Here is a 17,122-nt window from a genome sequence, read left to right as displayed (position 1 = left end):
GGGTCAATTTCCCGGCCATACAATTACGAAAGACGTGACAAAATCAAAGCATCAGCTGATTGCGCTGAACTAAGGATCGTGAAGTCTCTGAATGATCCATCGCAGTTCTGCATAGTCGTACCTGTGAACGCTGGGTTTCCGATAATTACCGGTGTCGCTGAACGCATCGCGTAAAGTGCTCCCGTTGTTACCGTTGCCGGTGTTCCTGCGCGTCCGTTGTCAAACGGCATAACTACCCCTGAGCTGACATCAAAAAATGCGGCAGACGGCTGATAATCGATATAAGGAGTTTTAAATACGCTGACTGCGCCACCCGCCGAGCTTGGACTAACAAATGCGCTATCTCTTGTGCCATATCGATATGCCTCATCCTGCGTTGGTGTTTTTTGAATTCGGCAGTAAGCCATAGGCAAATTGCCAATCACAGCCCCCAAAGTCAGACCAACGGCATCAGTTGGATCTGTGTCTTTCCCCACACAACTGACAACATATGAATTGCCAACTTGGACCGTGATATTACTGGCAGACTGGAGATAGCCTGCAACTGATGAATTCACTTGGACGCGAACAGAGCCTGTTGCTGAATTCCATTGCGGCAGCCATGTTCCGGCTTGAGATACGCTGACAAAATCCGGGCCGGAGAGGTTATAAATTTTTTGTACAGAAACACCGTCACCGGAAAGTTTGAGGCCAAATCGCGGCGTTAATGAAACGGCGATATTTTCATACATGCCGTTATCAACCAGCAATTTGAAACGCGCCAAACAGCCCACTTCGTCGGGGATAATACCGCCATCGGCCAGAATGCGGGCTTTATGGGTATTAAAAAGCGTCGTCGCATTCAAGATAAGCCCCCTTAAATCGATAGGCGCCCAACGACTGGTATTAAATGCGACGCCTGTATTGATGCCTGTTGCCATGTTAAAATTCCCCAGTTAATGGAATGCGATCGAGGGTTGCCCAGTTATAGAGTGGAACCGGATTACCGTTTTTTGTGATGTAACGTGATGCCCACGGCGATGAATCATGGACGCACACCAGTGGGTAAGTGTTGCCGTTGTTCGCCTGTGTTGTATTGGTGAAACCTACGAGCAGGTAGTCATTTGATGCTGGGGCTTTGTCCAGCGTAAGTCGGATAGTGTCACCACCTACTACCTCCACTGACAGCACGCTTGCGCTACCAGCTTCCAAGGCGTATCCGCGCCCTGGACAGTCGCCAAGAAACTCGATATCAATTACCAGAGGTAGGTATGGCACTGAATATTTGGCATCCACAACATTACCATTCACGGTAATGCTAATTATTTGCACACCTTTCCATGTGCCCTTTTTCACTGGGTCATACAGGTGCCAATAAACTGCTTTTTCAATAGCCTCGCCCTGGAGCACTTTCCCATATTGATTAAGGTGTGATAACGAGCCGTCGTTATATAACCAGTTCAGCCAATATTTTGTGCCACACATAATTGAATTTGAATGCTGACGCACATACGTCAGCTGATCGGTTGCGGTAACAGAATACGGCTGCACTACGATAGGGTCGCCAATTGGATTTCCTTCGTCATCAACCTCATTCGCTTTAGTGTTGATGCGGCTTCCCACTTGGTCAATAACGATTGCCGGGCCTATAGTCGCACCAGTGATGCTGTTAAAGTCCGTCAGGCAACCAGCGAAATAAGGGTTAAGAAGGGCCAGGTAACTGCCAGGAGTGCGGCAATTTCCGTTATCGTTATCCGTTTCTCCGTGCTCGAACAGAATAAAGTCATTGCGGAGTGATTTGCCGATAGACTTCGCCAACTCAGTTATGCGAGTAAGCATGGCAAGGCTTTTTGTGTACGCGAACGTACCTTTAGAAATCCCAGACAGCGGCTGTCCACCTGCGTTGCACGGCGCATTAATAATCGTCGGAAGATTCATGCCTGCATCACGCATTTCGTACATCAGGCCATTTGAAAGTGGGATGTTATGTCCCTGCCGGTCGATGTTGTACCCCATGTCAGTGATGCGGTCTAAGTCGGTTTGACTCGCCGGGGCGCTGTTGCCATCAGCTCGGCCAGACGGAGATAGACAACGCCCGCGCAGCAGAGGGTCAGCGCCGACAACTCGAATATTTTGCCCTGGTTTATCAAATGCAGCGCCGAGGCTTTGCCCCAAACAGATGTAGCAGAGAATAAATGCTGATGTAACGGGTATCTCGCGAATGCTTGGGATGAACAGCAATCCTGAACTGCCGGTGCCATCGTCCTTTTCAAAAGTGAAAAGCGCTGCATTATCAGAAACAGGACGGGCGCTTGTGACATAGAAATCATTCCATACCTGCGCCCCTTTCCAGAACAGGACGGGCTTGCCGTTTACCATCTTGATATCGGCTGATGTTTTCCCGATCGCATCCTGCAGCGGCCCATCAACGCCAGGGATAAACCATTCGCCGCGTCGATTTATGCGACCAAACCCGGCATTACCGGTTTCGTCTGTAAATACATGGGCGGTGTCACGGTATTTAACAGCCTGTCCTCGTGGAATTAGCTGGCTTACATGTGCTTGCAGTGATTCGCTCAGCCCGGCGAAGTGCGCGGCATTTTCAGCATCAAAATACTGCAGTGCGTATTTCCCAGTAACATCGGTGATGACATTAGTTAATCCTTTATAATAAGCACCAATAGCCCGAGGAATTAACTGATTGACATAATCCTGAACCGCCGCCTGTAATCCCGCTAACCACAACCCACGTTCGTCATCTAATGCGAGAGGGATGTCGGAGGCATCTTTAGTCGATGATATGAAAAACGGAATTTTTTTTGAGAAATAAATTCCGATACGATCGGCCAACAGATTGGTTTGAGCTAATTTTAAATCGGTATCATCTAGCTTAATATTCAACTGATTAAACGCATCTGCGCCAACAGACTCAGAAACTTCAAGCGCCACACCGGAGTTATTTAAATAATATTTAAACCCTTTTCCTGGACCTTGAGCTACTCGAAAGTAGCTACCAGATTTAGTTCCTGAAATACCAGCGATCGTCCCATCGGGGTCTGTTGCTGAAATTATAAACGTAAATTCTCTTGAGTCTTTTACCGATTCAATTTCAGATCTCAAATACTGGGTGCGATTAGCTAATTGAGTAGCTTGATAATTGGCCACTCCACCACTGCCGCCGATAGCTTTATCATCTGGTTCAAGCTGATAGACACCTTGCTCCCAACCAGGTGTTTCAATTAAATTAGCCATTGGAATCATCCTGTGGCGCATCTGGCCATTCAATATCGGTTAACTGAGATGTATCGACGCGATTGATAGCAACACGATATGACATCCACTCATTCAACTTTGAGAGTTCTTCATTTGTGGCAATATTAAGCTCTTTGGCGTCTTGTAACGGTGCCATCGCCTTTGTTGCTAGTTCAATCAGGTATGATTTTGTTTTTTTAGCAGCGTGCTCTTTTTCTTCTTGTGGAATAACACGAGGAACAATATCGCCATTGTTAAACACCCAACCACCAAAAATATCGCATCCTTCTGGCAATGAATCGATTTCAACAACGGTCATTCCTACTGGATAAAGGCGTGAGGTGTCCTCGCTGATACTGCGAATGACACCAGTTTCATTATCAATCGCCAGGCTGAATTTTTTGGTGAATTTAGGTAACGACTTGAACCAGTCATTACCATTGGCATCAATAAAATATTGAATGCCATCACCGTTGAATAACACGTCAGGAATATAACGTTGCAAATTTACTAATTTCATATCATCAACCTTCAATTGTTACCCAACCACCACCCCGCCAAATCTGCAACGGACGATACAGTGCCACCCCAACCTGATTACCTTCATTTCCATTGCCGCCTGTTAAAACACACCCAGCAGGAGCTTCGACCAAGCCGCCATCCATTGTCATCGAACCCTGAGCACCGCGAAGTACACGACTGACAGTGTTGTTACTTAACCAATCGCGTAAATAACCGCCCCAGATAGAACCAGATATATTACCGTCCGCATGTGCCCGACAATTACCGGCATTCCAAGTAATCTCACCACCTGCGTTTACTTCACTGGTGGTTTCAATTATCCCATTTGCTGTGATTCGGCCATTGACGCCAAAACTAATTCCATTATTCGAGTCATGATCAAGGTACATCCCCCATGTACCGGCAGTGGACATATGCCATTGCATATAGGAAATACGTGTACCTGATCCAAATACGCCAACCTCTACACTGCCTTTACTTCCATTCGCTGCAGACCAAACAATAGTGTTAGGAACAAGAGTTTTACCTGTTGGCTCAAAAATAATATAACAAGGGCCAGATGAAGCACTGCTCCCTGAGTTAAAAACTAAGCGGTGTCCATCGTTTGTTGGTTCTGAATAAATTGCAGCCTTATCTACATTACCTGCAGCATTAGCGAAAACCAAAGCTGCATTGCCTTCACTATGAATGCGCAAACCACTATCTTGACCAATAAAAGCAGGTGCTTTAGCACTTCCCGTCAATGTCCCGCCTGTAAGTGGGAGATATTTGTCAGAAACTGTACCTGTAAAAATCTTTTGGATGGCTAATAAAACCTGATTAGGCTTAGTACCATCAGGAAGCATTCCAGCTGCAGTCAATATTGCCGTTAATTCTATCTGTATATCACGTGTCGCCGCTTGCTGATTGTTAAGGTGTAGAGCAGTAACAATGGTGCCTTGTGTTCCTTGTGATGGGTTTCCTTCGTGAAACAATCCATCCTCAGTATTAATGGGGGGCATAATAGTTTGCATGATTAATCCTCTGTTGTATCTTGGATATAATTTTGCATTGAAAATGACGTATCACCGTTAAAGGTGAATGAGCCGTCATAGTAAGGTAGCCGTAAGCGGTCGACATTATATGCAAAATAACAAAATGAGTGAGCCGGCTTTAGGTCATTCAATGTGGTTTCTAAAACATCATCACCAAACGACATTAGGCTTTCACCAGCCGCTGATGCTCCAGCCCGGAATCGGTAAGTTTTTTGGTTTGAATTAAATACATTCACGCGCCATATCCAAATGCTGTCTTCGGAATACAATGGCTCACCTGTTCGATTGACACCGGCTCTAAATGGCTCCAGCTCATCAATAGTGATGCTATAACCGATACTTTCAGCCAGACGAACAAAGTACGGAATGCTGAGCCCACCAATTTCACGCAGCTTAATGAGCACCCGTTCACGGCGTTCCTGGTATGTGCTATTTGGCCCAGGACTAATGCCAACCACGCGCTCCCAATCTGCGATTAAATCAGCAGCAAAGAACGGTGTTACACCATTCAAGACCTTCTGCGCATATAGCGCAGTCTTATCCAGTGCGTTACCTTCCGCCAATAACTCGGCAGAGATATTCGGGAGTGTAGTGTTGTAACTGTCCTGTGGCAGTAATAGCGCTAATAACGGGCTATAGCTCATAATAAATCTACCGTGATATCGCCGACTCGCAGCCATTCAACGGCAATAGCATCGACTGCTGGAACGACATTACCGGGAGGATCAACGATCACCTGGTCAATGATGCCGGCAATCAACGATATTTGCGTTCCAGCCTGGCTACGAACAAAAGTCGCCCCTGGCTCTAATCGGCCGACAAAATCAGCAAGCACCTTTTTAATTTGAGTTGTGGCATCGTCAATATTTAAACCGCTCAACGACACTTTAACGTCAATATTAAAGGTCTTAATCGTTGGCATAATCACCAGGGAGTTTTTAGCTGTCACTGGCCGTACATCATCAATATGCGTCTGGGTGCGTTCGACAACCTCGGCAGAGGGCAAACCATCGGATGAGGTGATCACCACATCAACCGTTCCTAACCCTCGACGCAGCGGATAGACATAAGCGGAGGTCACACCGGGAACCTCAAGTGCCCAGCGCTTATAGTCGTATTTATTGCCCCCAGCGGGCGGACGGCGGATCAACTCCAGCAGACGAGCGAGCAGTTCGGCGTCGGACTCTCTGTCAGTTCCGCCGCCCATAACGCCGATAATGGCGGTACTGTCAAAACCATCAGGCGTTGTCGTCAACATGCCGGACATCACGGTAGCAGTATTACCTGCAGCGCCAGCAACGGACGCCCGTGCAGTGACTGTGCCTTTCCCCTCACTGCTGAGAATAACCTCAGCAGTGGTCGTCCAGGTCGCACCATCACGCGTGATAGAGAGCCCGGCAGCAGCCTTTGCACCGAGTTCGCCCGTCAGGGATGCGGGGCCCGAGGCGGTGTTAGCAGCCTTACGGGTGATCCCTCGAGTTCTGCAGTGAAGCTCGAGATACTCGGTATCGGCGGTATCAGGGAAAATCTGACGAACAATCCAACCCTGATCTCGATAGATGCCCTCAGCGCAACTGGCCACTGATGAGGCGCGGATGTAATAATCACTGTCTTTGCCAATGTTGGCATCGGGTAGCTGGTTGCGGATATCACGCAACAAGTCATCGCGGATGGCTTCAATCGCTGGGGTAATATGCGGCATCAGATAACCCTCACAGGATGTTTAAAGGTTTCGGATTGCCCGCTAGCACTCACTAAAACGATTGCCAAAGTAAGCCAACCAGGTTGAGGGCGGCTTGCTGTAACTGTGATGCTGGTAGCCCGACCGTCATCAATGATGGGCTGTAATGCCTGTTCACTGTATTGCACCGCGAGCTTGTTAACTCGGGACACGTCTTTTTCACGCTTTAGCGTGTACAGCAAAGAGCCCAACGTTGGTTCAGCCCAATAGGAGCCGAGCGGTGTCATGAGGCGTAAATAAACAGCATTTGCCAGCGCAGTGCGCTGGCCTGAATAATCGCCGGTGAGTGGGTCAATGAGCATTTCCATGTCGCAATAGTGACGGCATGGCGGGGAATAAATCAGGTGAAAGGGTTCAGTGGGTTATTGAATGGGTTTACCGGTTGGGTTTCCGCCTTCGCCATTCGGGTGCTCATGATCGTTAAGGGAAACTGCGCCTGTTTTAACGTCGCCATCAGTTTCAAAGCTACCACTACTCTGGTTGATATTACCCTCAAATGTCGCGCCATTACCACCCTTAATAACCATACCACCATTACCGGTGATTTTATCCTGGCTGGTAATTTGTTGGCTGGCATTAACCATCGGTGTATTAAAGTCGGCATTGTTTTCCGCATTGACTTCATAGGTTTTGCAATTTACCCGATATATATCGCAATCAACCTCAATGACTTTCCCGCGCTTTAAAACTATTTTAGAACCTTCATCGGTATATAAAGCAACTTCACCCGGTTCGAGTTCTTTTAGCCGATAGTTGCCATGTTCGGTGGCAATAATAATGCCGTGGGACGTTCTGCCATTCAGGGGAAGTACAATCGCCGCAGTTCCTGGCAGCGGGTTAGAGGTAAATCCATAATGCTGGAACAACTCGCTGTCTTGCAACTGCTCGCCAGCCAACCCTTTACCCTGGATAGTCTGCACCTGGCCGACACTGTTCACGCGCGTTAACACGCCACGAAAAGCCATTCGAAGGCCGTTTAAAGCACGATGAATTCGCTGATCAACATTATTCCACATCGACAATTGCGAGCTCCTTATTCACCTTGGCCTTACGCTTTCTGGCCTTGCGCTTTTTCGGGTAGGCGTCCGGTATCCAGATACCGTCTTCTTTCAGCCTCAGAGTGGTTATTGTGGTATCAGGGCGGCCGCCAGAGAACTCTCGCCCCATCAGGAAATAGACGTCGTCAATACCATGCGGCTCGCTTCTGATACGAATACGCTGGCCAGGTTGCCAAAGCACACCGGCATCGTTGCGATGCCCTTTGACAACGGCCGTCAGCTCGTAGGCATTCAGGCGGGCATCTGCCATCGCCTTGCGGGCACGGTAACGCACCTGTTCCAGATTATCGGCATCGCCAACCACCATAATTTGCGGTCGGTAGTACGGTACTGTTGGATCGCGCACAACGGCTTTCAGACCGTGGAAGCCGGTTTCCGGCGTACCGGCCGCTGGTGTATCGTCGTCCTGTGCTTCCTCTGCCACTGCTGCTGAGAACGAATCCACATCAATAATGCCCAGTTCTGCAGACGACTTGGAGCCTTGCGCATGGCCCTGGGCCAGAACGGTGAGCTCCGAATAGGTACCATCAATAGATGTTGCGTCGCTGAGGTCGAGGATGTTGTTACCTCGACCGTCCCGGTTCAAAACGAGGGTAGCCACCGGCTCTGCCGTGTAATCCGGCCCACCGATAACCAGCGAGCCATCCGGGGTGAACCAAGGCCACAATCCACGCGCAGAAGCGGCACGCACCAGCGTATCCCAGGCACGCTCGCCAGGCTCGACAGAAACCTTATCACTGCGTATAGAACTTTCGGCCTCAATACGGATATTGGTTATGCCGAGCGGCCGCACAACCTTGGCGATCACTTCTTCCAAACTCAACATCCGGGATGTGAAGATGGGCGATGCACAGTCCACCAAGACTTTTGCACCGTCGAACCCGGTGATACTGAGGCTCATTTGCTGACGGGATACACGACGCTGTACCTTGGCCACTCGACCGACCATCACGGTATCGTTACCGATTTTTACCTGTACGGGTGCGCCGCGCTCGACGTAGGTCGGGAAAGTTCCACCCGGCAGGCCGAGCGTGACAGACCAGGCATCCGAGGGGATCAGAAAATCGCTGTCAATCTGGTAGCGGCTCCAGGTGCTGTGCACACGGCCAGCAATCAGCACGCTGACGGTATCATTATTGGGCGTAGGCATAGAGCACATCTCCAGGCTGCAGCCGGTTCGGGTTACGAATTTGAGGGTTTAGGCGGGCTAGTTCGGTTGCTCGGGTGTAGTCGGCATACCACAGATGCGCGATAAGATGCAGGTTGCCGGCACTCTCAACCCGGCGTTGCACCAGCGGCGGGCGTGTGGTGATGATGTTGGCCGCCAGCTGCTGCACCGATAGCGCAATATCTTTCAGACCATCAACCACTGGTTGCCAGGTAATACCGACATCGGTTGTGCTGGCGCTGACGTCCTGAGTCGTTGCCTCATAGAGCGCACGATGCTTGTCGATAGCGTTCTGCAGCGTCTCGCGGGTGTCATTGGTGACAAGTTCAATCTCGGCAGGCGACAATGTGGTAATCAAACCGTCGTCGCTAAGCAGGTTGGCGGCGTCCAGTGCCAACTGCAGCGACATCTGCAGATAGGTCAACACCACGAGTTCGGCAATATCGCTGTCGGTAACGATGATTGGCATCGGTAACGGCGCGGTTCGCTTGCCTGATGCCAACGCTGTCGGCAGCGCAGCCACGGCGTCAAGCTGATTACGGCTCTCCCCCCAATCGGCCATCACGATATTAGTCGCCCCAACAGTCGCATAGGTGCCGGTGTTATTGCTGACACTCGACTTGGACTGGCTGGAGGTCAGGCTAAGCGCACTCTGCAGGTCAGACATAAACGCACCAGGATAATTGATAAAGTCCGTGGTGCTGCTGATGAAACCAGTGATATCGCTGCGGAAAATGGTCGCCATGTTGGCTGCTGTGGAGGCCATCGCCTTGGCTTTGGCCATCAAGCGTTGCGTATTGCGCAGTGGTGCCAGGGCGTTATCAATCAGCGTCTGAGCATCGTCAAGAACGGACTGAACCTGGTTAAAGATAATGTCCGCTTTTGCCGTTGGATACTCGCGTGTAAAGAACGGGATGTTCGTGCCGGCTTCCAGGAATACCAGCTCAATCACGCAATAATCGACGTTCTCCGCCTCGTGGTATACCTGACACTCGATGAGCTGCATCTTCGGCATAGAGCCGAACACGGGGTGGATCAGCTCGCCGTTGCCACGCTTGTCAAATTCGGCCAGCAGTGTCTGCAGCCGGCTTTCGTAATCGTCTCCCCAGAGTAACCCAGTGATACGCAGGTTACGTGGTTTGCGCCCCAAATCGTCAACGTCGCCACCATCCACGAACGGATATTCATACTGCGCCATGTCCCTGGAGAAGGTGTCACGGGTATTGATAACGTCGAATTTAATGCCCCTGAAAGAGGCATCTAACATACTGTCGTTCCAGCTCATGGGGTCATTCCTGTTGGGCCACGCTCAGCCTGATTACCATTAAACTCGTTGACGGACTCTGCGATGGTGCGGCCATCAAGCTCGAGCTTGGTTGTCACTTGGATAGGCTGAGGCTTTTGGTTCTGTTGCGGGAACAAGTAGGACGGTGCGCCGGCAGTGGCCATGTCACCCTTGCCGATCGACGTCGGCGGGCTCCACCAGGATTTAACCTCATCCCAGGCATCCAGCAGACCGGGTTCGGCTCGGGCAGAATCTTTTAGCCGGCTCAGTTCATCGTCGTATTGTCCCGCCTGCAGGCGCTTGCGTGCGTCACTGTCGCCACGCTCAACTTGCACCAGGGGGGCATCTTGCGATGCCTGATAGAGCATGAGTGGTGCCGCAATACGACCAGCCCAACGGCCTAGGGCTCCAGCCGCACGGCCTAACGAACCAGGCCCGGTTACGCCGCCGGGTGTTGATGGGGCTTTGATGCCGCCCAGGCCACCGCCCGAGAAGAACTTGATACCAGCGAACACCACAGCGGCGGCGGTCATCGCTTTGATGGCCACCTCTGCGCCGGCCAGCGATTTGGTAAGTCCTGGATACTGTTTTGAATAGTCCGCCAGTTCCCCCGATACACGGCCAAGTACATCTGACAGGGGCTTTACTGAGTCCATCTGGCCAAAATCACGCGCATTGTCCAACTGCTGGACTTTGAAGGCGTTTGTATCTGATATCAGCGCATAATTAAGATCGCCGGCAGTCTGCCCTGCGGGCAGGTTACGCTGTGCATTCGCATTTTTGACAACGTCTTGGGCATATTTTCGGTTACTGCGATAACCGATTAATGCCATCAACGCCTGGCGGTCAGCAATCATTTGGCCAACAGCAGAGCCTTCCAGTATTTTAGCCATCGACTCCACTGTTTCCTGGCGTTCGCCATCCTTAGCGGTGGCTAACTTACTCTCCAGTTTTTTGTAGGCTGGATTATTGCTAACGACTTTATCCACGATGCCGACAAAGGCATCCAGAGAGTTAATACCTTTCCCCCTGGCAGCCGACAAGCTACCAGGCAAGTCGATACCCTTACCATTGACCTTGATTTTTGCGGCAGATGTTGCGGCATCAGCACTGCCAATTTTAGCCAACAGATTGACCAGGTTATTACCTGCTTCATCGCTGGTGCCAGCCGTGATGGCTGCAGCTTGGTTAGCTCCCAACAGTACGCCAAAATCATTCAGACCTCTCATACCGTTGTTACTTCCAGCTGCGAGTTGCTGAGGCAACCATTTCGCCATATCGGCTAGTTCAAAGGAGCCATCTTGCCCTGCTGAAATAGCCATATTGAACGCCTTGACCATCTCGTTATCCTGGATGCCAAAAGTCTGTTTTGCGCGAATGGCAATCTGCGCTAAGTCTGTTGGCGCTGCACCAGTGGCCGTCGAATAACGTTGAATAATAGGCAACAAGGTTTTTGCCGAACTCATGTCTACTGCACCCGATGCCAGCAAGGAATCCAGCGTATCTGCAGCGCCTTCTTTTGTACCACCTCCATTTGTTACCGCTTGGCGAATGAGCTGATCCATGCTTTGCATCCCTGTCTTACGGCCAGCAACGCCTTGCTCGGCGTAAGCAGTGTTTGCCATCATGGCGAGACGCTGCTCATAGGTCATTTGATTCTTAACCGGTTGGCTCACCACGGCAGCACCTGCAGCGACTCCCCCAGCGACAGCCATCGCGTTTGAACTCCAGCCACGAGCGCGCTCCATACGGCCCATTTCGGTGGTTGCCCCTTTGAGCTCGTCTCGCAGCCGGCCGACACGCTGAGTCATTGCCGTAAAGGCCCGGCTCTGCTCGTTCGCTGACATGACGCCACTGCGGGTAAGGCGCATGTATGCCGCTTGCGTCTGCTGGATTTCGCGTTGGATCTCACGCTCTGAACGAATCCCCAGGGTTGAGCGGGCACTGGAAGCTCGGCGGTACTCATCCGACAGGGATCGCGATGCCCGGATGCCGGTAGTGGCATTCTGCTGCTGTGATTTGGCCAGCTCGTCGCCAGCCTTCTCGGCGGCTTTGGATTGCTTGACAGCATCCTGCATCGCCTGACGTAAGACTTTAGACGCGGCATCCTTGGCTGAAAGCGTTAACGCCAGGGCAAGATTACGCATTATTTCCTCCGTTTCTGGCGTTTGGACTTAACGCGGCGGGATTGGGTTGAGGTACCGGCTGCGGGGGGCTTTTTGCCGTGCAACCGGTATAACGCATTGATATAGCCGTCGAGTTCGGCGCGGGTCATTGCGCCTATTTGGGACTCGGTAAATCCGTACTTTCCAAGGGCGAGGACGGTTGTTCGGTATCCGCTAAGGCGGGATTCAATGCCATCCGCTTTTTTTTAAGGGCGGAGATCTGGGCGTCGATGAGGTCAAAATCATCATCGGTTAGCCCGTCACAAAGAAGCTGTGGGGTGATTTGCTCCGCTGGAATATCGCCCAGGGAAACCAATGCCGACGCCATCACGGCAGCACGGTAAAACATCCCGGCAACCGGGCCTTCCGTGGTGCCGCATTCTTCCATCGTCGCTTCCAGGGCGTTCATGGTGTCCCGCACCACTGGCAGCTTGACCTTAAAGGCAAAGTGGAAGGTGTCGCCGAACGGCACGCCAAGCAGTAAAGAACCTGATTCCGTCATTATTCCTCCACCCGTCGCAGTGCGCTCACAGTAATGTCACGTTTTGCTTCATTGTCCACGGTATAGCTCGCGCCGACCTGGGTAGAGAAGCAGTCTAGGAACGAGACGCGCTTGCCGCCACTGCCGCTGAGCGGATACTGCGTAATTTTCGCGCCTTCCATACCTTCCCAATTGAGATCCCCGGACAGTGGAACCACAACAGAGATTGTCAACTGATACTCGGCAATCCCACGGCTAAAGCCTTTAGCTCGCCCGGTCTTGTTCATGGTCTTGACCAGCTTGCGGCCTGTGGTTACGTCTTCTTTGAGGTCTGTCACCTCAATTTCCTGGCCGTCCATCTCGAGGATGATCGAGCCAACATATTCTTCAAGTGCCATCGTCTGTTACTCCTTACAACAGCAGGTCAATACGGCCGGCAAACACATGCAGACCATTGACAATATCGGTTGGAATAGCCGCATTCAGCCGGTTAACATCCTGAGAGTCGCGCTCCACAATGAGCGCAGCCTGGTTCTCCGTGACGTTTTCCACAATCTCCAGCTCTTCCAGCTTGATAAGCACGTCCAACAGTTCGCTGCGTACCTTGGCTGGGGTGCGGCTGCTTAACTTGTCACGCGGGAAACGCAGCGCGATGCGATCTCCACAGGCCTTGCGCACATAGTCCAGGGTGCGGATGGTGGTGATATCCAGTAATGCCACATCGTCCACACCCTGGGCGTTTTTGGTGTAGGTGCTGATAGCACGAACAATTTGCACCTTGTCACCTGCACCCACGACGAACGGTGTTAAACCGTTATGCAGTGCATTCTCCTGCTCATTGCGGCCCGGACGGCTGGCCAGTGCCGTGACGTCCAGGGCTTTCAACTGCAGCGTGTTGAGCGGACGGGCCGGGTCTTCTTCGCTGGCCATAACGGCCGCATAGGAGGCTGCGATTTCGGCCGGCAGTTTGGCCGAGCCGTTATGCCATCCCAGGGTGATACGGCCGGCGTTAATCTGGCTGGCCAGCGTGGTGCCGGTCGACAATGATTTACACCAGCCTGCCACGCCTACCGCGCCGCGTTTTTCCAACGGGCCACCGGTTTCATCCAGATGCGTGCGCAGTGCCGTCAGCGCTGCAGCGGTAGAGAACGGCGTCGCCACAATGTTATGACCGGCCGCAAAAACTGCCGCCAGTGCCGGCGCGATATCCGGGTCAACTTCACCGCCGGTCATTGCCACCACGGTGACTGTTGCCCCCGTTGCCGTTGACTGCGCCTGCAGGACAATACCGTTACCGGCTTCACCCTTATTACGCGCTGTCAGTGTCACGGCGGCTGCGGTAGCGGCTGCGGTAACCGGCAGGTCGGATTGCTGGGTGATCGCAGTCGCAAGCGCAGTCGCAATAGCTGCGGCGGTATCGCCGGCATCAATGGCAACATCCACGCGCGTTGCACCAACCCAGACAGAAACGGTACCGCTGCCCGTTGCCGAGCCGGCGACAGTAACTGTACCTGTCGCTGCTTTACCTGCCGTAGCATCGGAGACGCCAATCATCTGCAGTTGCAAATAGCTGTTGCTGGTGATAGCTGCGGTGGCCATCAGGTGTGCGATAGAGCCACGACCAAAATAGACGGCCGCTTGTTCATCTGAGAAAACATCAATGGCCTGCAGTGGTGCTGTAGTACCGCTAGCGAGCATCTGGCCAATCAGCAACACCTTCTGTGGGTTGCCAGGCAAGGTGCGAACGGCCAACCGGGTATTAAACTCCAGATACTGGCCAGGCACGCGAATGCTGCTCGGGATACTGTCGAATGCAATGTTAGGACTCGCCACGGTTAACCTCCGTTTTTACGGCCTTACCCTGATTAACTGGCGTGGCCGCGTTGGCTTCGCCCTCAATAATCAGCAGATCGCCGGCGGCAATCTGCCGCTGGTAATACGCTGAGTCTGGAACCGTCACAGCTTCATCTGCTGTGATGTAGCGACGCGGGTTGTCTTCCCTGGGAACACGCACACCGGCCACCGCTTTAATGCTGATCTCATTCATGATTGATAATGTCCACGGCATCCGGCTTTTGCGCCGTCTGCGGTATGTCATAGTTCAAATGGGTGCGTAACCACTCGGCGTCGGGCTCGCTGGACGTACCCTCGAACCCATTGAAGAGGTTGTCAGGATGGTCTGCCGGCGCGTTAACCAGAGGGAATTTGCCTTCCTCCAGAGCGGACTCAATCCAGGCGGTATCGAACTCACAGGCAAAAACTGACATCGCTGCTGCTTCCACCTGCGTATTGAACAGCGTCCGAACCCGACCAGGGACAAGGTGTTTGATGGGCAGCGTCATATCTTGCCCGGACAACAGGCGACGCACGGTCATCACCAGGCGGTACGTGCCAACCTCATCGAATCCCGGCCCACCGAGCCGAGCGGCGTTTTCATTGCGCAGGTTGCGATCGCCGACTATCACCACAAAACGTCCATGCACAGTGTATTTTCGCTTGGTGAGATTGGTGTTCTCTGTCTTTTGTACGCCACCGAACGTTACCCAGGCAGCGGGAAGTTGACGGATAATCTCCGCCGGCTCGCCATCCATCTCGCCACCGTAGGACTCCACGCTGTGAACCATCTTGCCGAGTCCCTGGCGGAGACGTTCCACGATGGCCAGCTCAGTGTTGGCGATAATCAAAATGCACCTCCATTGGTCGATTTTCGGCTAAAAGCTCTGCCGGCTGAGACAAAGCGGGCGCTGGTTCCACCCTGGATCACGCTGCCATCCGGTTGGCGGCCCAGGGTAATGCGCCCATCGGCAACACGCTCCAGATAGCGGATCGCATCCTCATACCGCTCCCGAATGAGGTCGGTACACTGCGTGCCACTGCCACACAATTTATAGCGGGCGATGTCGCAGCAACGGCCAACCAGAACACGCGGTGTATCAGGCCAGGGCGTTGGATAGCGGCCAGCGAGATAACCGTCGATCTCGGCGCTGGACTGCTCCAGCGCCTGTGCCATGACCTCAGCATCAATCTGGCCGGTGTACTTGCGATCGGTAAGAGAGATGCATTCCTTATCACCGAACGCCAGTACCATATCTGCTTGAGTGGCATACATAGCAATGCCTTATTTCTTCGCCGGAGGCGGTTCTTTCAGGGCCGCCAGCTCTGCCGTCAGTGCTGTGCTGTTTGCAATCGCGTCATCGCGTTCAGTGGTTAACGCCGCGATATTTTCCTGCTGGGAAGCGATAGCCTTTTGCGCATCATCAAATTGCGATTTCAGCGTGACCAGCTCCTGCTCCTGGCGGGTGATGGTTTCCCTGGCCAGGCTCAACTGCTTGTCCAGGTCTTGATCATCGGTTGCTGCGCCAGCTGCAATGCGTACCACAACCAATTGCGGATCGTTCTCCAGCTCAGCCAACTGTTTCGGCGTAAAGCGGCCATCTTCGTAGGTGGTAGTCTTGGCGCTGTGGGCGATGCCACAGCGGCGGAAACCCTCACGGCGTGCAGTGATTTGAATCGGCATTATGCGGCCTCCCCGGTCGAGCCATACGCCATCTGCCAGAAGCCATACCCACCTGCAGCACGTGCCTCAGCGCCAAACAGGAACTTCTTGCGCATAAAGACGTTGTCCGCGTTGTAGTCGGTTTGCTCAACGAACTCCGGTTTTTTACGCTCCTGATAGATGAGCGGTTTCACCGGACGCGTCGTATCCAGCAGGAACCATTGCGTGTCAGAAGTCAGCTCCGGCACAACCAACACCTCGGCAGTACCTTTATAGATATTCGGGGTGTTGTCCGGGAAACGGTCGGCAGTCATCAGGAAGTTGGCTTCATCTTCCAGCGCTGGCGGCACAACCAAAATGGTCGGACGGACTTTCAATGATGCGCCTTCCTCATCCTTGAAGCTGCGCATGGCAGCCCGTGCCACGCCATAACTGGCTTTCGCCGCTGCCTGGGTTGCCGCTGACAGCTTCTTGGTGCCTTTGTTGGAAACAGATACACCGTTCACCGGGTGGTCGATATCAAAGAACGGCTGGCCGTCGTAGCACAGGTTGGTGAACCCCTGGCTCAGCAAGGCAAACACAATATCTGATGGTAGTTCTGCAGCCGATTGGCCAGCAGCCTGGGCTTGCTGAGCCAACCCCAAAATTTGATCGTCTTCGATATCATTACGATCAACCTCAACCGTAGCTTCAAAGTCATCGTTGACGATCGAATAGTTGAAGGCTTCCAGGGCTTTTACCGCCTTGTCGCCAATCCACTTACGCATTTTGGGGAAACGCCCAAGCCAGCTGTAATCGTTCTGCTTGCTTGTGGAAGGCACCTTCATCGCCACTTTCTGCCAGTCACTCGGCGTCTGGTCAAACGCCTTCTGGAACGTGGTTTTCAGGTTGATGAAGATCGCTTTAATATTTTTTACGTTAACAATCACGGGCCTACTCCT

At 52.4% G+C, this 17,122-nt stretch carries 19 protein-coding genes; all 19 read right to left on the bottom strand.

Going from position 1 to position 17,122, the window contains the following annotated elements; all coding sequences use genetic code 11:
* Window positions 1-23 precede the first annotated feature (23 nt).
* Window positions 24-920, bottom strand: a complete 897-nt coding sequence (locus ACJ8IM_RS15030; protein ID WP_308317510.1) for a hypothetical protein — start codon at window positions 918-920, stop codon at window positions 24-26.
* A gap of 1 nt (window position 921) precedes the next feature.
* Window positions 922-3,231 carry a hypothetical protein gene (locus tag ACJ8IM_RS15025; RefSeq protein WP_308317511.1) on the bottom strand — a complete coding sequence of 770 codons (2,310 nt, stop codon included), beginning with the start codon at window positions 3,229-3,231 and terminating at the stop codon, window positions 922-924.
* The gene (locus ACJ8IM_RS15020) at window positions 3,224-3,751 is read right to left on the bottom strand and encodes a tail fiber assembly protein (protein WP_308317512.1); all 528 of its coding nucleotides are present in this window, start codon (window positions 3,749-3,751) and stop codon (window positions 3,224-3,226) included. The genes ACJ8IM_RS15025 and ACJ8IM_RS15020 overlap by 8 nt, the downstream gene beginning before the upstream one ends.
* Window positions 3,752-3,755: 4 nt before the next feature.
* Window positions 3,756-4,766, bottom strand: a complete 1,011-nt coding sequence (locus ACJ8IM_RS15015; protein WP_308317513.1) for a hypothetical protein — start codon at window positions 4,764-4,766, stop codon at window positions 3,756-3,758.
* Window positions 4,767-4,768: 2 nt separating this feature from the next.
* On the bottom strand, window positions 4,769-5,431 hold the full coding sequence (locus ACJ8IM_RS15010; protein WP_308317514.1) for a YmfQ family protein: 663 nt from the start codon (window positions 5,429-5,431) through the stop codon (window positions 4,769-4,771).
* A complete protein-coding gene (locus tag ACJ8IM_RS15005) occupies window positions 5,428-6,489 on the bottom strand; it encodes a baseplate J/gp47 family protein (RefSeq protein WP_308317516.1) in 1,062 nt (353 codons plus the stop codon). The genes ACJ8IM_RS15010 and ACJ8IM_RS15005 overlap by 4 nt, the downstream gene beginning before the upstream one ends.
* Window positions 6,489-6,836 (bottom strand): phage GP46 family protein, encoded by a 348-nt coding sequence (locus ACJ8IM_RS15000; protein WP_308317517.1) that lies wholly within the window; start codon window positions 6,834-6,836, stop codon window positions 6,489-6,491. The genes ACJ8IM_RS15005 and ACJ8IM_RS15000 overlap by 1 nt, the downstream gene beginning before the upstream one ends.
* A 54-nt stretch (window positions 6,837-6,890) precedes the next feature.
* The gene (locus tag ACJ8IM_RS14995) at window positions 6,891-7,544 is read right to left on the bottom strand and encodes a phage baseplate assembly protein V (RefSeq protein WP_308317548.1); all 654 of its coding nucleotides are present in this window, start codon (window positions 7,542-7,544) and stop codon (window positions 6,891-6,893) included.
* Entirely contained in the window at window positions 7,534-8,736 is a 1,203-nt protein-coding gene (locus ACJ8IM_RS14990; protein ID WP_308317518.1) for a phage baseplate assembly protein, read from the bottom strand. The genes ACJ8IM_RS14995 and ACJ8IM_RS14990 overlap by 11 nt, the downstream gene beginning before the upstream one ends.
* Complete coding sequence (locus ACJ8IM_RS14985) at window positions 8,720-10,039, bottom strand: DNA circularization protein (RefSeq protein ID WP_308317519.1); 1,320 nt, start codon at window positions 10,037-10,039, stop codon at window positions 8,720-8,722. Before ACJ8IM_RS14985 ends, ACJ8IM_RS14990 begins: the two co-directional genes overlap by 17 nt.
* Window positions 10,036-12,186 (bottom strand): phage tail tape measure protein, encoded by a 2,151-nt coding sequence (locus ACJ8IM_RS14980; RefSeq protein WP_308317520.1) that lies wholly within the window; start codon window positions 12,184-12,186, stop codon window positions 10,036-10,038. The genes ACJ8IM_RS14985 and ACJ8IM_RS14980 overlap by 4 nt, the downstream gene beginning before the upstream one ends.
* A 133-nt stretch (window positions 12,187-12,319) precedes the next feature.
* Entirely contained in the window at window positions 12,320-12,706 is a 387-nt protein-coding gene (locus ACJ8IM_RS14975; protein ID WP_308317521.1) for a hypothetical protein, read from the bottom strand.
* Window positions 12,706-13,083 (bottom strand): phage tail protein, encoded by a 378-nt coding sequence (locus ACJ8IM_RS14970; protein ID WP_174575221.1) that lies wholly within the window; start codon window positions 13,081-13,083, stop codon window positions 12,706-12,708. The genes ACJ8IM_RS14975 and ACJ8IM_RS14970 overlap by 1 nt, the downstream gene beginning before the upstream one ends.
* 13 nt (window positions 13,084-13,096) lie before the next feature.
* Entirely contained in the window at window positions 13,097-14,518 is a 1,422-nt protein-coding gene (locus tag ACJ8IM_RS14965) for a phage tail sheath C-terminal domain-containing protein (RefSeq protein ID WP_308317522.1), read from the bottom strand.
* Window positions 14,505-14,732 (bottom strand): DUF2635 domain-containing protein, encoded by a 228-nt coding sequence (locus ACJ8IM_RS14960; RefSeq protein WP_308317523.1) that lies wholly within the window; start codon window positions 14,730-14,732, stop codon window positions 14,505-14,507. The genes ACJ8IM_RS14965 and ACJ8IM_RS14960 overlap by 14 nt, the downstream gene beginning before the upstream one ends.
* Window positions 14,725-15,369, bottom strand: a complete 645-nt coding sequence (locus ACJ8IM_RS14955) for a DUF1834 family protein (protein WP_308317524.1) — start codon at window positions 15,367-15,369, stop codon at window positions 14,725-14,727. The genes ACJ8IM_RS14960 and ACJ8IM_RS14955 overlap by 8 nt, the downstream gene beginning before the upstream one ends.
* Window positions 15,366-15,794 (bottom strand): gp436 family protein, encoded by a 429-nt coding sequence (locus ACJ8IM_RS14950; protein ID WP_060423562.1) that lies wholly within the window; start codon window positions 15,792-15,794, stop codon window positions 15,366-15,368. Before ACJ8IM_RS14950 ends, ACJ8IM_RS14955 begins: the two co-directional genes overlap by 4 nt.
* A gap of 9 nt (window positions 15,795-15,803) precedes the next feature.
* Entirely contained in the window at window positions 15,804-16,202 is a 399-nt protein-coding gene (locus ACJ8IM_RS14945; protein ID WP_308317525.1) for an HI1506-related protein, read from the bottom strand.
* Window positions 16,202-17,110: a Mu-like prophage major head subunit gpT family protein gene (locus ACJ8IM_RS14940; protein WP_308317526.1), complete on the bottom strand. Its 909-nt coding sequence runs from the start codon at window positions 17,108-17,110 to the stop codon at window positions 16,202-16,204. Before ACJ8IM_RS14940 ends, ACJ8IM_RS14945 begins: the two co-directional genes overlap by 1 nt.
* Window positions 17,111-17,122 lie beyond the last annotated feature (12 nt).

Origin of the sequence: Serratia sp. CY33525 (assembly GCF_052169115.1) — a bacterium.
In the GTDB taxonomy this organism is placed as follows: domain Bacteria; phylum Pseudomonadota; class Gammaproteobacteria; order Enterobacterales; family Enterobacteriaceae; genus Serratia; species Serratia sarumanii.
The sequence above is the reverse complement of the archived record's forward strand: the minus strand, read 5'-3'. Positions and strand labels throughout refer to the sequence as shown.

Coding starts and splice junctions, on each gene's coding strand:
- ACJ8IM_RS14950 (WP_060423562.1), bottom strand. CDS start 15,794: ATGTATGCCACTCAAGCAGATATGGTACTGGCGTTCGGTGATAAGGAA.
- ACJ8IM_RS14945 (WP_308317525.1), bottom strand. CDS start 16,202: ATGCCGATTCAAATCACTGCACGCCGTGAGGGTTTCCGCCGCTGTGGC.
- ACJ8IM_RS15025 (WP_308317511.1), bottom strand. CDS start 3,231: ATGGCTAATTTAATTGAAACACCTGGTTGGGAGCAAGGTGTCTATCAG.
- ACJ8IM_RS15015 (WP_308317513.1), bottom strand. CDS start 4,766: ATGCAAACTATTATGCCCCCCATTAATACTGAGGATGGATTGTTTCAC.
- ACJ8IM_RS15005 (WP_308317516.1), bottom strand. CDS start 6,489: ATGCCGCATATTACCCCAGCGATTGAAGCCATCCGCGATGACTTGTTG.
- ACJ8IM_RS14980 (WP_308317520.1), bottom strand. CDS start 12,186: ATGCGTAATCTTGCCCTGGCGTTAACGCTTTCAGCCAAGGATGCCGCG.
- ACJ8IM_RS14975 (WP_308317521.1), bottom strand. CDS start 12,706: ATGACGGAATCAGGTTCTTTACTGCTTGGCGTGCCGTTCGGCGACACC.
- ACJ8IM_RS14990 (WP_308317518.1), bottom strand. CDS start 8,736: ATGCCTACGCCCAATAATGATACCGTCAGCGTGCTGATTGCTGGCCGT.
- ACJ8IM_RS14960 (WP_308317523.1), bottom strand. CDS start 14,732: ATGAATGAGATCAGCATTAAAGCGGTGGCCGGTGTGCGTGTTCCCAGG.
- ACJ8IM_RS14970 (WP_174575221.1), bottom strand. CDS start 13,083: ATGGCACTTGAAGAATATGTTGGCTCGATCATCCTCGAGATGGACGGC.
- ACJ8IM_RS15010 (WP_308317514.1), bottom strand. CDS start 5,431: ATGAGCTATAGCCCGTTATTAGCGCTATTACTGCCACAGGACAGTTAC.
- ACJ8IM_RS14985 (WP_308317519.1), bottom strand. CDS start 10,039: ATGAGCTGGAACGACAGTATGTTAGATGCCTCTTTCAGGGGCATTAAA.
- ACJ8IM_RS15020 (WP_308317512.1), bottom strand. CDS start 3,751: ATGAAATTAGTAAATTTGCAACGTTATATTCCTGACGTGTTATTCAAC.
- ACJ8IM_RS15030 (WP_308317510.1), bottom strand. CDS start 920: ATGGCAACAGGCATCAATACAGGCGTCGCATTTAATACCAGTCGTTGG.
- ACJ8IM_RS15000 (WP_308317517.1), bottom strand. CDS start 6,836: ATGGAAATGCTCATTGACCCACTCACCGGCGATTATTCAGGCCAGCGC.
- ACJ8IM_RS14995 (WP_308317548.1), bottom strand. CDS start 7,544: ATGTGGAATAATGTTGATCAGCGAATTCATCGTGCTTTAAACGGCCTT.